Source organism: Escherichia sp. KS167_9B (genome assembly GCF_030295215.1).
Classification (GTDB): domain Bacteria; phylum Pseudomonadota; class Gammaproteobacteria; order Enterobacterales; family Enterobacteriaceae; genus Escherichia; species Escherichia coli_F.
Genome location: NZ_AP025754.1, coordinates 819078 through 832271, shown reverse-complemented (window position 1 = coordinate 832271; position 13194 = coordinate 819078). Strand labels below are relative to the sequence as shown.

At 51.6% G+C, this 13194-nt stretch carries 12 protein-coding genes; 5 read left to right on the top strand and 7 right to left on the bottom strand.

The window, feature by feature from the left end; genetic code table 11:
* Positions 1-12 precede the first annotated feature (12 nt).
* From QUE34_RS03920 to QUE34_RS03905, 4 genes are all read left to right on the top strand, one after another.
* Entirely contained in the window at positions 13-2472 is a 2460-nt protein-coding gene (locus QUE34_RS03920; protein WP_162754243.1) for a fimbria/pilus outer membrane usher protein, read from the top strand.
* A 14-nt stretch (positions 2473-2486) separates the two neighbouring features.
* Positions 2487-3218 (top strand): fimbrial biogenesis chaperone, encoded by a 732-nt coding sequence (locus QUE34_RS03915; RefSeq protein WP_000143540.1) that lies wholly within the window; start codon positions 2487-2489, stop codon positions 3216-3218.
* Positions 3215-4276 carry a fimbrial protein gene (locus QUE34_RS03910; RefSeq protein WP_286338926.1) on the top strand — a complete coding sequence of 354 codons (1062 nt, stop codon included), beginning with the start codon at positions 3215-3217 and terminating at the stop codon, positions 4274-4276. The genes QUE34_RS03915 and QUE34_RS03910 overlap by 4 nt, the downstream gene beginning before the upstream one ends.
* Positions 4277-4426: 150 nt before the next feature.
* On the top strand, positions 4427-5473 hold the full coding sequence (locus tag QUE34_RS03905) for an AbrB family transcriptional regulator (RefSeq protein ID WP_032302703.1): 1047 nt from the start codon (positions 4427-4429) through the stop codon (positions 5471-5473).
* Here QUE34_RS03905 and nei read toward each other — a convergent pair.
* From nei to ybgI, 5 genes are read right to left on the bottom strand one after another with little or no spacing between them, the layout of a single operon-like run.
* The gene (gene nei, locus QUE34_RS03900) at positions 5470-6261 is read right to left on the bottom strand and encodes an endonuclease VIII (protein WP_032302702.1); all 792 of its coding nucleotides are present in this window, start codon (positions 6259-6261) and stop codon (positions 5470-5472) included. The two genes, QUE34_RS03905 and nei, sit on opposite strands and share 4 nt — an antisense overlap.
* 35 nt (positions 6262-6296) lie before the next feature.
* Positions 6297-7031: a 5-oxoprolinase subunit PxpA gene (gene pxpA / locus QUE34_RS03895; RefSeq protein WP_032302701.1), complete on the bottom strand. Its 735-nt coding sequence runs from the start codon at positions 7029-7031 to the stop codon at positions 6297-6299.
* The gene (gene pxpC / locus QUE34_RS03890) at positions 7021-7953 is read right to left on the bottom strand and encodes a 5-oxoprolinase subunit PxpC (RefSeq protein ID WP_032302700.1); all 933 of its coding nucleotides are present in this window, start codon (positions 7951-7953) and stop codon (positions 7021-7023) included. The genes pxpA and pxpC overlap by 11 nt, the downstream gene beginning before the upstream one ends.
* On the bottom strand, positions 7947-8603 hold the full coding sequence (gene pxpB / locus QUE34_RS03885) for a 5-oxoprolinase subunit PxpB (RefSeq protein ID WP_001188343.1): 657 nt from the start codon (positions 8601-8603) through the stop codon (positions 7947-7949). The genes pxpC and pxpB overlap by 7 nt, the downstream gene beginning before the upstream one ends.
* Before the next feature lie 22 nt (positions 8604-8625).
* Positions 8626-9369: a radiation resistance protein YbgI gene (gene ybgI / locus QUE34_RS03880; RefSeq protein ID WP_000798863.1), complete on the bottom strand. Its 744-nt coding sequence runs from the start codon at positions 9367-9369 to the stop codon at positions 8626-8628.
* A gap of 270 nt (positions 9370-9639) precedes the next feature.
* Here ybgI and dtpD point away from each other — a divergent pair, with 270 nt between their 5' ends.
* Complete coding sequence (dtpD, locus tag QUE34_RS03875; RefSeq protein WP_032183679.1) at positions 9640-11121, top strand: dipeptide permease DtpD; 1482 nt, start codon at positions 9640-9642, stop codon at positions 11119-11121.
* A 148-nt stretch (positions 11122-11269) separates the two neighbouring features.
* On the opposite strand, the gene phrB is transcribed toward dtpD, so the two are convergent.
* Together phrB and QUE34_RS03865 are read right to left on the bottom strand one after the other, a co-directional pair.
* Positions 11270-12688 (bottom strand): deoxyribodipyrimidine photo-lyase, encoded by a 1419-nt coding sequence (phrB, locus tag QUE34_RS03870; protein ID WP_103253900.1) that lies wholly within the window; start codon positions 12686-12688, stop codon positions 11270-11272.
* Positions 12685-13194: a YbgA family protein gene (locus QUE34_RS03865; protein WP_001076023.1), complete on the bottom strand. Its 510-nt coding sequence runs from the start codon at positions 13192-13194 to the stop codon at positions 12685-12687. The genes phrB and QUE34_RS03865 overlap by 4 nt, the downstream gene beginning before the upstream one ends.

The window sequence follows — 13194 nt, the reverse complement described above, 5'->3', positions numbered from 1 at the left end:
TATTTATCTGGTATGGACACCGTGAATATTTATCGACTCTCTTTTGTATCCTGCCTGGTCATGGCGATGCCTTCCGCCATGGCGGTTGAATTCAACCTGAATGTCCTCGACAAATCGATGCGTGAGCGCATTGATATTTCATTATTAAAGGAAAAAGGTGTCATTGCTCCCGGTGAATATTTTGTCAGCATTGCGGTAAATAATAACCAAATCAGTAATGGGCAAAAAATTAACTGGCAAAAAAAGGGTGACAATACCATTCCGTGCATCAATGATTTATTGGTCGATAAATTTGGCTTAAAACCTGAAGTCCGTCAGTCGTTACCCCTGATTAATCAGTGCGTCAATTTTAGCACCCGACCAGAAATGCTCTTCAATTTTGATCAGGCCAGTCAGCAACTGAATATCACCATCCCACAGGCCTGGCTGGCGTGGCACTCAGATAACTGGACTCCACCCTCCACATGGAAAGAAGGTGTCCCCGGTGTCCTGATGGATTACAACTTGTTTGCCAGCAGCTACCGCCCACAGGATGGCAGCAGCAGCACTAATCTTAACGCCTACGGAACAGCCGGAATTAACGCGGGGGCATGGCGCTTACGCAGTGACTATCAGTTGAATCAAAATGATGGCGATGATAATCATGAGCAGTCAGGCGAAATATCACGTACCTATCTTTTTCGCCCGCTACCGCAATTAGGTTCAAAATTAACCCTCGGCGAAACGGATTTTAGTTCCAATATTTTCGACGGTTTTTCTTATACCGGCGCGGCACTGGCGAGTGACGACCGGATGTTACCGTGGGAACTGCGCGGCTACGCTCCACAAATTAGCGGTATTGCACAAACCAATGCCACGGTGACGATCAGTCAATCAGGCCGCGTCATCTACCAGAAAAAAGTCCCGCCAGGCCCGTTTATCATTGATGATCTGAATCAGTCCGTCCAGGGGACGCTGGATGTCAAAGTGACGGAAGAAGATGGTCGGGTGAACAATTTCCAGGTTTCGGCAGCATCGACGCCTTTCCTTACGCGCCAGGGGCAGGTTCGTTATAAACTGGCCGCGGGTCAGCCACGGCCCTCCATGTCTCATCAAACTGAAAATGAAACCTTTTTTAGCAATGAAGTTTCCTGGGGGATGCTGTCAAATACCTCGCTGTACGGCGGCCTGCTGATTTCGGGTGATGACTACCATTCTGCCGCAATGGGTATCGGGCAAAATATGCTGTGGCTTGGCGCGCTATCGTTTGATGTCACCTGGGCCAGTAGCCATTTTGATACCGAGCAGGACGAGCGGGGATTAAGCTACCGCTTTAATTACAGCAAACAAGTGGATGCCACTAACAGCACGATTTCGCTCGCCGCTTATCGCTTCTCAGATCGTCATTTTCACAGCTACGCCAACTATCTGGATCACAAATACAACGACAACGATGCGCAGGACGAAAAACAGACGATCAGCTTATCCGTGGGGCAACCGATTACCCCACTGAACCTCAATCTGTACGCCAACCTGCTGCATCAAACCTGGTGGAATGCAGACGCCTCCACGACCGCCAACATTACGGCGGGTTTTAATGTTGATATTGGTAACTGGAGAGATATCTCGATCTCGACGTCATTCAATACAACCCATTACGAAGATAAAGATCGCGACAACCAGATTTACCTGTCGATTTCGCTTCCCTTCGGTAACGGTGGTCGGGTCGGTTATGACATGCAAAACAGTAGCCACAGCACCACACACCGCATGTCGTGGAACGATACGCTGGATGAACGAAATAGCTGGGGGATGTCTGCTGGACTACAATCCGACCGTCCGGACAATGGAGTCCAGGTGAGCGGTAACTATCAGCACCTGAGTTCAGCGGGTGAGTGGGATCTTTCTGGTACTTATGCTGCCAATGACTACAGTTCTGTTAGCAGCAGCTGGAGTGGTTCTTTCACGGCGACGCAATATGGTGCAGCCGTCCATCGCCGCAGCTCCACCAATGAACCACGCCTGATGGTCAGCACCGATGGCGTGGCAGATATTCCGGTTCAGGGCAATCTCGACTACACCAACCATTTTGGCATTGCAGTGGTACCGCTGGTTTCCAGTTATCAACCTTCCACCGTGGCCGTGAACATGAACGACTTACCCGACGGCGTGACGGTGACAGAAAACGTCATCAAAGAAACGTGGATTGAAGGCGCAATAGGTTACAAATCACTGGCATCCCGTTCCGGTAAAGACATTAACGTCATCATTCGCAACGCCAGCGGTCAGTTCCCTCCCCTCGGTGCAGATATCCGTCAGGATGGCAGCAGCATTAGCGTGGGGATGGTTGGCGAGGAAGGACACGCCTGGTTAAGCGGAGTCGCTGAGAATCAAAAGTTTACCGTGGTCTGGGGTGATAGTCAGCGTTGCTCGCTCCATCTTCCTGAACATATGGAAGACACCGCAAATCGCCTGATTTTACCTTGTCATTAATTAAGGAAATGAAAATGACATTTATGAAAGGACTTCCCCTTTTGTTGTTGGTTACCAGTCTGTGTAGCCACGCTGCACTACAACCCGACCGCACTCGCATTGTGTTTAACGCTAATGATAAAGCTACCAGTCTGCGAGTAGATAATCGTAGCGATAAACTCCCCTACCTCGCTTATTCCTGGCTCGAAAATGAAAAAGGGGAGAAAAGCGACGATCTTCTGGTCGCCCTGCCACCGATACAACGTCTGGAACCGAAAGCAACAACGCAGGTGCGGATAGTCAAGCAAGCCTCGACCGCGAAATTACCGGGCGATCGCGAAACGCTATTTTTCTACAATATGCGTGAAATTCCTCCCGCCCCGGAAAAAAACAGCGACCATGCCGTTCTGCAAGTCGCCATCCAGAGCCGTATCAAGGTGTTCTGGCGACCGTCTGCATTACGCAAGAAAGCAGGAGAAAAGGTCGAACTGCAGTTACAGGTCAGCCAGCAGGGCAATCAGCTTAGCTTAAAAAACCCTACTGGCTATTATCTGACCATCGCGTATCTTGGGCGAAATGAGCAAAGCGTTCTCCCGGGCTTCAAAACTGTGATGATTGCGCCTTTTAGTACAGTAAGCACAACCACTGGAAATTATAGTGGCAGCCAGTTTTATCTCGGTTATATGGATGATTATGGCGCATTACGCATGACAACGCTCAACTGTAACGGGCAATGCCGTTTACAGGCGGTGGAGGCGAAGAAATGAGTGCTGGCAAGGGATTGTTGCTCATCATCTATTTGTTATTTCTACCGTTAAAATCTGCGCTTGCCCTGAACTGTTACTTTGGTTCATCCGGTGGTTCGGTAGAAAAATCGGAATCTATTCAACCATTTGCTGTACCAGGGAATGCCAAACCCGGCGATAAGATCTGGGAGTCTGACGATATTAAAATTCCCGTCTATTGTGACAACAATACCAACGGCAACTTTGAGAGCGAGCATGTCTACGCCTGGGTAAACCCGTACCCGGGAATTCAGGATCGCTATTATCAACTCGGCGTAACTTACAATGGTGTTGATTATGATGCTAACCAGGGAAAAAGCCGCATCGACACTAACCAGTGCATCGACAGCAAAAACATTAATATTTATACCCCTGAGCAGATCATCGCGATGGAATGGCAGAACAAAATTTGCTCTGGTGATCCCAATAATATTCATATGTCGCGTACGTTTCTCGCTCGCATGCGGTTATACGTCAAGATACGAGAGATACCGCCGCATGATTATCAAAGCACGCTCAGCGATTACATTGTGGTGCAATTTGATGGCGAAGGAAGCGTTAATGAGGACCCTACCGCCCAAAACCTGAAATATCATATTACCGGTCTGGAAAACATTCGGGTATTGGATTGCAGCGTCAATTTTTCTATTACCCCAGCCAACCAGGTCATTGATTTTGGTAAATTTAATGTACTGGATATCCGGCGACACAACATGACAAAAACATTCGGTATTAAAACGACAAAATCACAAAACGATCAATGTACCGACGGATTCAAAGTCAGCTCTTCGTTTTATACCGAAGAAACATTGATTGAAGAGGATAAAGCACTGCTGATTGGCAATGGTCTGAAGCTACGTTTACTGGATGAAAACGCCTCGCCCTATACCTTCAACAAATACAGCGAATATGCCGACTTCACCAGTGACATGCTGATCTACGAAAAAACCTATACGGCTGAACTTTCGTCTATTCCCGGCACTCCCATTGAGGCTGGCTCCTTCGATACCGTGGTGCTTTTTAAGATTAACTATAACTAATTTCCCATGATGCCCTTTGCAACCGAAAGGGCATCTCTTTCAGAAAATTGCTGATTTTCCCCTTTTCCTTGATTGCTGTTATTTTTTCCTGGCCCGGCTTTCTTTATGCTGTATCGATACACCAAAGAGAAAATAATGAGGAAGCGAAGGATGCCAGTTTTGCAGTGGGGAATGTTATGTGTGCTCTCACTTCTCCTTTCTATTGGCTTCCTCGGATTACATCTCCCGGCGGCGCTATTACTTGGGCCGATGCTCGCCGGGATCATCTTCAGTATGCGCGGGGTTACCCTGCAACTCCCCCGCTCCGCTTTTCTCGCCGCGCAGGCCATTCTTGGCTGCATGATTGCGCAAAACCTGACCGGTTCGATCCTGACCACGCTAGCGGTGAACTGGCCGATTGTGTTAGCTATTTTACTGGTGACGTTACTTTCCAGCGCCATCGTGGGTTGGTTATTGGTGCGCTATAGCTCACTGCCTGGAAATACCGGTGCCTGGGGTTCTTCGCCAGGCGGCGCGGCTGCGATGGTTGCTATGGCACAGGATTACGGCGCAGATATTCGTCTGGTGGCGTTTATGCAATACCTACGAGTGCTGTTCGTCGCGGGGGCGGCGGTACTGGTTACGCGGATGATGTTGGGTGATAACGCTGAAGCGGTTAACCAGCAGATCGTCTGGTTCCCGCCAGTGAGCATTAATCTCCTGCTTACGATTTTGCTCGCGGTCGTTGCCGGTACGGCGGGATGCTTGCTACGTCTTCCTTCCGGCACGATGCTCATCCCGATGCTGGCGGGCGCAGTGCTCCAGTCTGGTCAGCTCATCACCATCGAACTACCAGAATGGCTGCTGGCGATGGCGTATATGGCAATTGGCTGGCGGATTGGTCTTGGTTTCGATAAGCAAATCTTACTGCGGGCATTGCGCCCGCTGCCACAAATCTTGCTGTCGATTTTTACTCTGCTGGCTATTTGTGCAGGTATGGCGTGGGGACTGACCCGGTTTATGCATATTGATTTTATGACTGCCTACCTCGCCACCAGTCCCGGCGGGCTTGATACCGTGGCGGTCATCGCCGCAGGGAGCAATGCCGATATGGCGCTTATTATGGCGATGCAAACCCTACGCCTGTTCAGTATTTTGCTGACGGGGCCAGCCATTGCGCGGTTTATTTCAACCTATGCGCCGAAGCGGTCGGCCTAGTGCTGGCAGCCTGGACACCAGTAAAACGGGCGCGAGGACAACGTGGTTTTCTCAATGATGCTGCCACAACGTTCGCACGGTTCGCCATCACGATGAAAAACCTTAAAGCGAAACAGCGCCCCATGATGTTTATTCTCATCCACCTGCCCCCGCGTAGCGTAAGAAAGTCGAGGAATCTCCAGTAACGCGTGTGCGAGTGCATCCAGTTGCGCCGCATTGAGATCTTTCGCTTTATGATTGCCGGTTAACCCCACCTGCCAGAGGATCTCCACCCGCAAATAATTGCCAAGCCCAGCCAGAAACGCCTGATCGAGTAGTAATCCAGCAAACTGACGGTTACGAAAGCGCGGCGACAATAACCGTTCTTTCGCCACCTCCGGCGTCAGATTCGGGTCGAGTACATCGGGGCCAACGCGTTGTAAAAACGGATGCGTGGTCAGTTGTTTCGGGGTCAACATCTCAATATCCGAGGCGCTATAAAGCAGAATGGTTTTGTCAGCCGTTTGCAGTTTTACCCGCAATACTCGCGTGGTCTGCGGCTCTTCGCCGGTATCAACCACGCGCCAGACGCCGTAAAGCTGATTATGGCTGTAGAGCGTTAACCCGTTGGAAAAATGAGTTAACAACGCCTTACCTCGCGTTTCCACATGGGTAACGTGTTGACCGATAAGTTGTGATTGATAAGGTTTTAACTGCGGGAAGGCAAACCAGACATCAGTTAGAGGTTTACCTTTGATCGCCGCCTCCAGGTTATCCGCTGCACGGCGGATCTCCGGGCCTTCAGGCATGGTGATATCCTTTTTTCATTCTTTATTAAGCGGGGCTATGCTGCGACAACAATCCCCTTTTCGGCAAATGTAGAGCGTAGTCGGCGGGCGAACGCCAGTGCGTGTTCTCCATCGCCATGCAGGCAGACCGTTTGCGCCGTGACCGTTGCCCATTCGCCGTTGATACTTTTGACTCTGCCGTGTTGCACCATCTCCAGCGTCTGCGCCAGCGCCTGTTCTTCGTCTTCAATCAGCGCGCCTGGCTGGCTTCGCGGCACCAGCGAGCCGTCAGCCTTGTAACCGCGATCGGCAAACACTTCCTCGCGCGTTGTCAGGCCATATTGCTTGCCTGCACGAATCAGCTCGCTTCCCGCCAGCCCGACGAGAATCAATGCCGGATCGCAAGCGTATACCGCTCTGGCGATGGCGTCTGCCAGTTGTGCCTCTTTCGCCGCCTGGTTATACAACATGCCGTGCGGTTTGACATGACGCATTACGCCGCCTTGAGCACGGGCAATCGTTGCCAGCGCGCCAATTTGATACAGCGTCTGGGCGTAAACGGTTTCTGGCGGCAGCTGCATGGCGCTGCGACCAAAATTTTCCCTGTCGGGAAAACTCGGGTGAGCGCCAATCGCAACACCATTTTTTATTGCTTCACGCACGCAAGCCTGCATGGTTTGCGCATCGCCAGCATGAAATCCACAGGCAATATTGGCAGAGGAAACCAGCGTTAATAGCTCTGCGTCGCTGACACAGCCTTCGCCCAGATCGGCGTTCAGGTCAATTTTCATTGTGCAGCCGCCACGCTAATTGTTCGAAATAACGTTGCTGATCTTGCCGTGCTTTCAGTGCCTCTTCCAGTGAACACTGGACAAAATGAATCGGCTGACCGAGCGGAATTTGCGCCAGATGGTACATATCAGCCTCAATGATACAGGCAATACGCGGATAACCACCGGTGGTCTGTGCGTCGTTCATCAATACAATCGGCTGGCCGTTATGCGGCACCTGCACCACGCCCGGCAACAAACCATGAGATAACAGTTCGCGATCGGTGGTGCGTTTTAAAATTTGCCCCTGTAAGCGATAACCCATACGGTTACTTTGCGGGCTAAGTTGCCACGGCGAACGCCAGAATGCATCCTGCGAGGCACGATCGAACTCATGATATTCTGGCCCTGGCAAGGCGCGAATGCGGTTGCCCCACAGCAGCTGTTTAACGCCCTGCGCTTCCATAAAATCACGCTTCGCTTTGCCCATCGGGAGACGGTCACCATCCTTCAGTAAACGGCCTTCTAACCCGCCAATCCCCACTTTAAGATCGGTACTGCATGACCCCATAACCGACGGAACATCAAATCCGCCCGCAACCGCCAGATAACTGCGCATCCCATGCTGCGGGCGTTTAAGGGTTAAACGCTGGCCTGCTTTCATCGGCAAGCGCCAGCCGGTCCAGACAGCATTATCATCCAGCCGCGCTTCGCAACCTGCACCGGTCAGGGCAAACCAACCATCAGTTTCGAACTCTACCGTTAACTGACCGAGCGTTATCTCCAGCGCGGGGGCATTGGCGTCATTACCCACCAGCAGGTTAGCAATGCGTAACGCAGGCATATCCAGTGCGCCGCAGTGGCTGATACCCGACTGGCGAAAACCGTGACGACCGCCATCCTGCACAGTGGTATACATGCCCGCACGAATAATCTTCAGCATACTCCCTCCTTCTGCGGTACAAAGCGCACGCTGTCTCCCGGACGTAATAAGATGGGTTCGTCACGCGCCGGATCAAACAGGCTGAGTGAGGTATGACCAATCAACTGCCAGCCGCCCGGCGTTGCCAGCGGATAAACACCGGTCTGCGGCCCGCCGATCCCGACAGAACCTGCCGGAACGAGCAAGCGCGGCTCAGCGCGCCGTGGCGTGTGTAGTTGTTCCGGCAAACTCCCGAGATACGGGAAGCCCGGTTGAAAACCTAAAAACCAGACCACGTATTCCACAGAGGAGTGCAATTCAACAACCTGTTTTTCGCTCAATCCACAATGCGCCGCGACCACCGCCAAATCCGGTCCGCCTGCACCACCGTAAACCACCGGAATTTCAATAAAACGAGACTCCGGCTCCAGCGCCTCACTCTCCTCCCACCAGCGTTGCAAACGCTCTATGGCATCCAGCGCCAGCGACTCAGGATTACGTAAAATCACCGTGATATTGTTCATGCCGGGAATGGCTTCAACCACATTCGGCATATCCACCAGACGCTGCGCCAGTCGCCAGATCCGTTTCTGGCTAGCCAGCGTCACCGGCGGTTCCAGCTCCAGCACTACCGCCGTTTCACCTATCAGATAACAACGCGCTCGTTGCACTTTCGATCCCTCTGATTATTCGTTATGCAGGATTAGGAATATCAATAAAGGTCACATCAAGATCGGTATTTTCATTCAGCCACTCACTCAATGCGCGAATACCACCGCGTTCGGTGGCATGGTGACCCGCAGCATAAAAATGCAATCCCTGCTCGCGGGCTGAATGAATGGTCTGTTCAGAAACTTCGCCAGTAATAAAAGCATCCACGCCAAAACGCGCGGCGCTATCGATAAAACTTTGCCCGCCGCCCGTGCACCAGGCAACGCGCTGAATCACCTCAGGTCCGGTATCGCCACACCATAACGGCTTACGTCCCAGACGCGCTTCAATCCAGGAAGCCAATTCCAGTCCCGGCACAGGCATAGTCAGTTCGCCCCACGGCACTAACGGCTCAATTTCACCCAAGACCGTAATCCCAAGTAACGCCGCCAGCTGTGCGTTATTGCCCAGCTCCGGATGCGCGTCCAACGGCAGATGCCAGCCATACAGGTTGATATCATTCGCCAACAATGTTTTTAAGCGGTTACGCTTCATACCGCGAATTACTGGCGATTCCCCTTTCCAGAAATAACCATGATGCACAATGACCGCATCCGCGCCCAGACGCACCGCTTCATCGAGCAAAGCCTGGCTGGCGGTGACACCGGTAACAATTTTTTGCACCGTCTCTTTGCCTTCCACCTGCAAACCATTCGGCGCGTAATCACTAATCGCCGCGCTGTTCAGTTTTTCGTTAATCAGTTGTTCCAGTTCGGTGTTTTTCATCTTCGCGCCTTCCGTATTCTGATAGCTACACCGTTAACATAGCGTTACCTCGCCTGTTCGTCGATAGCCAATCTTTTGACATATTAAGAAACAAACCCGACGCCAAAAGACGCAAATTGTTTATATCATCACGCTTCAGCTAATGTATATTTATGCAATCAGACAGCATATTGCATAAATAATCAGATCTGTATCAAAGTTTTAACTTTAAGGAAACACAAGCACGCCGCGCAACTATTACGTGACGTTGCAGTCAATTGTGGAATTATTATGAATAAACACGCATCACAGCCGCGCGCTATTTACTATGTCGTTGCGCTGCAAATCTGGGAATATTTTAGCTTTTACGGCATGCGTGCCCTGCTGATTCTCTATCTCACCAATCAACTAAAATACAACGATACTCACGCCTACGAGTTATTTAGCGCCTACTGTTCGCTGGTGTATGTCACGCCAATCCTCGGCGGCTTTTTGGCGGATAAAGTTCTCGGCAATCGCATGGCGGTGATGCTGGGGGCGTTGTTGATGGCGATCGGTCATGTGGTGCTGGGTGCCAGTGAGATCCATCCGTCATTCCTCTATCTGTCCCTGGCGATTATCGTTTGTGGTTACGGTCTGTTTAAATCCAACGTCAGTTGCCTGCTCGGCGAGCTGTATGACCCCACCGATCCACGTCGTGATGGCGGTTTCTCGCTGATGTATGCGGCAGGTAACGTGGGGTCTATTATCGCACCCATCGCCTGTGGCTACGCCCAGGAGGAGTACAGTTGGGCGATGGGCTTTGGCCTGGCGGCGGTTGGCATGATCGCGGGTCTGGTTATCTTCTTATGTGGCAATCGTCATTTTGCTCATACCCGTGGCGTTAACAAAGACGTACTGCGTGCGACAAACTTTCTCCTGCCTAACTGGGGATGGCTGCTGGTTCTGCTGGTGGCAACACCTGCGCTGATTACCGTACTGTTCTGGAAAGAGTGGTCGGTATACGCCTTGATTGTCGCGACTATCATTGGCCTTGGCGTTTTGGCAAAAATTTATCGCAAAGCAGAAAACCAGAAACAGCGTAAGGAGCTGGGGCTGATTGTGACGCTCACCTTCTTCAGCATGTTGTTCTGGGCCTTCGCACAACAGGGGGGTAGCTCGATTAGCCTTTATATTGACCGCTTCGTTAACCGCGATATGTTTGGTTATACCGTTCCGACCGCTATGTTCCAGTCGATTAATGCCTTCGCGGTCATGCTGTGCGGTGTGTTCCTGGCATGGGTGGTCAAAGAGAGCGTCGCGGGTAATCGTACCGTGCGCATCTGGGGAAAATTTGCTCTTGGTCTTGGCCTGATGAGCGCCGGATTCTGCATTCTGACCTTAAGCGCCCGCTGGTCCGCAATGTATGGTCACTCTTCTCTGCCACTGATGGTGTTAGGTCTGGCGGTGATGGGCTTTGCCGAACTGTTTATCGACCCGGTTGCCATGTCGCAAATTACGCGCATTGAAATCCCCGGCGTGACCGGCGTATTAACCGGTATTTATATGCTGCTTTCTGGCGCGATTGCGAACTATCTGGCGGGCGTGATTGCCGATCAGACATCGCAAGCTTCGTTTGATGCTTCCGGGGCGATCAACTACTCCATCAATGCATATATTGAAGTGTTTGATCAAATCACCTGGGGTGCACTGGCGTGTGTAGGACTGGTACTGATGATTTGGCTGTATCAGGCGCTTAAGTTCAGAAACCGCGCGCTGGCGCTGGAGTCTTAACAGGCCAGCACCGATGCCTGATAAGACGCTTAATGCGTCTTATCAGGCCTGGATGTCCCTGCAATATATTGAATTTGCACTATTTGCCAGGCCGGAGAAGGCGTTCACGCAGTATCCGGCATCCGGGCAAGATTGCCTGACGCGTCTGTTATTTCCCCTTCCTCGCCGCCTCATACGCTGCCAACGTTCGTACTCTCGCTTCTTTGTGATCGACTATCGGTTGCGGATAATCCAGCGTCACACCTGATTTATCTGCCCACTTCCACGGTTCATGCACCGCTTTCCCTGGTACATCGCGCAACTCTGGTAGCCACCGGCGGATAAACTCACCTTCGTGGTCAAATTTCTCGCCCTGAGTTGTCGGATTGAAAATACGGAAATACGGTGCAGCATCGGTTCCAGTAGAAGCCGCCCATTGCCAGCCACCGTTATTGGCTGCCAAATCACCATCAATCAGTTGCGACATGAAATATCGCTCGCCTTCCCGCCAGTCGATCAGCAAATCTTTCACCAGAAAACTGGCAGTAATCATCCGCAGGCGATTATGCATCCAGCCAGTGCTGTTAAGCTGACGCATGGCCGCATCAACAATCGGGTATCCCGTTTTGCCTTCCTGCCAGGCCTTTAAATGCGCGGGATTACTTTGCCACTGTACGCGATCGGTCCAGGCAATAAAGGGGCGATGCTTACACAGTGACGGGTGATACGTCATCAAATGACGGTAGAACTCGCGCCAGATCAGCTCATTAAGCCAGACGCTACCAGCCCCGCCATCCAGCGCTTGCGGCTGTTCCGCCAACAGGCGATGCAGACACTGGCGAGGCGATAACCTACCCGTTGCAAGGCTTGCAGACAAACGGCTGGTGCCTTCCACTGCCGGAAAATCACGCTGCTGATCGTACTGACTCGCACCGTTCTGGCAAAACTGGCGTAATTGCGCAATCGCCGCTTTTTCTTCCACCGGGAAATGCGCGGTATCGAAAGACTGACGAGGGTAATTCAGCGTAATAGATGGCGCGGGATCTAATGATCCGCTACTCCGAACTTTTGGCGCAGCGACGCACTCCGGCATCCCTTCCCGCAGCCGTTTCAGCCAGGCATTCTTAAAAGGCGTAAAGACTTTGTACATCTCATGATTGCCAGTCATCACCGCCCCCGGCGGCAGGATCACGCTGTCATCGAACCCTTCACACACCACGTTACTCAGCGCTCTTTCAACTTCCACATCCCGCGCCCGCTCATTCACCTCATACTGATAGTTATAAAACAGATGGGTAACACGATTTTCCGCGCACACCTGTTTAACTATTTCGACGCTGGCGGCAAAGTCATCCACTTCATGAAACAGCAAAGGAATACCTTTTTCCGCCAGCGCGTTTTGCAGCGCATTAAGTTGTGTATTGATAAGTTCAGCCTGACGCGGCGACACATTATGCGCCGCCCACTGGCGTGGTGTAGCGATATACAACGCCAGCACGCGTGCAGACGAATTGCGGCAGGCGGCAGCAAGCGCGAGATTGTCGTGCAGACGTAAATCCTGGCGAAACCAGACCAGATGGGTAGTCATAAAACTCCTGCATGGCGCAAGTTAATCACCCGCGGCCAAAGTTCGAAATAACGCTGCCCTGAAAGCCAGGCGTCAGGATAAAGCGCCATATAGTGTTTGATACGCATCAGCGGCGCAAGAAGCGGTTGCTCGCCACGGCGATAACTGTCGATAAGCGACGCCAGCTGCTGGCGTTCTGTGGAATCAATATGTGGGCGAAAATATCCCTGAACGTGCATCAAAACGTTAGTATGATCACGCCGGTTGGCAGGGTGAGAAAGCAAAACAATTACGCGTTGACGGTACTGGTTGTAATAGTCATCCAGATTTTGCCACTGGTGAATATCAGCCACAAACGGGCCAAGTTTGCGGTATTCCGGCTGGGAATGAGCCAGAAAGACGAGTTTATAGCGGCTGTGATAATCGTTGAGCGCCCCGCGCGTTAGCCCATGTTCTTTCAGTCGATGTAACTCATGAAGGGCGAAGATACGGATTAGGGTGCTTTCATCAAATCGTTGCTGATTCAT

Excerpts from the sequence above, each read along its gene's own strand:
- dtpD (WP_032183679.1), top strand. The coding sequence starts at position 9,640 with ATGAATAAACACGCATCACAGCCGCGCGCTATTTACTATGTCGTTGCG.
- QUE34_RS03910 (WP_286338926.1), top strand. The coding sequence starts at position 3,215 with ATGAGTGCTGGCAAGGGATTGTTGCTCATCATCTATTTGTTATTTCTA.
- nei (WP_032302702.1), bottom strand. The coding sequence starts at position 6,261 with ATGCCTGAAGGCCCGGAGATCCGCCGTGCAGCGGATAACCTGGAGGCG.
- ybgI (WP_000798863.1), bottom strand. The coding sequence starts at position 9,369 with ATGAAAAACACCGAACTGGAACAACTGATTAACGAAAAACTGAACAGC.
- QUE34_RS03920 (WP_162754243.1), top strand. The coding sequence starts at position 13 with ATGGACACCGTGAATATTTATCGACTCTCTTTTGTATCCTGCCTGGTC.
- QUE34_RS03865 (WP_001076023.1), bottom strand. The coding sequence starts at position 13,194 with ATGAATCAGCAACGATTTGATGAAAGCACCCTAATCCGTATCTTCGCC.
- pxpC (WP_032302700.1), bottom strand. The coding sequence starts at position 7,953 with ATGCTGAAGATTATTCGTGCGGGCATGTATACCACTGTGCAGGATGGC.
- phrB (WP_103253900.1), bottom strand. The coding sequence starts at position 12,688 with ATGACTACCCATCTGGTCTGGTTTCGCCAGGATTTACGTCTGCACGAC.
- pxpA (WP_032302701.1), bottom strand. The coding sequence starts at position 7,031 with ATGAAAATTGACCTGAACGCCGATCTGGGCGAAGGCTGTGTCAGCGAC.
- QUE34_RS03915 (WP_000143540.1), top strand. The coding sequence starts at position 2,487 with ATGACATTTATGAAAGGACTTCCCCTTTTGTTGTTGGTTACCAGTCTG.
- QUE34_RS03905 (WP_032302703.1), top strand. The coding sequence starts at position 4,427 with ATGCCAGTTTTGCAGTGGGGAATGTTATGTGTGCTCTCACTTCTCCTT.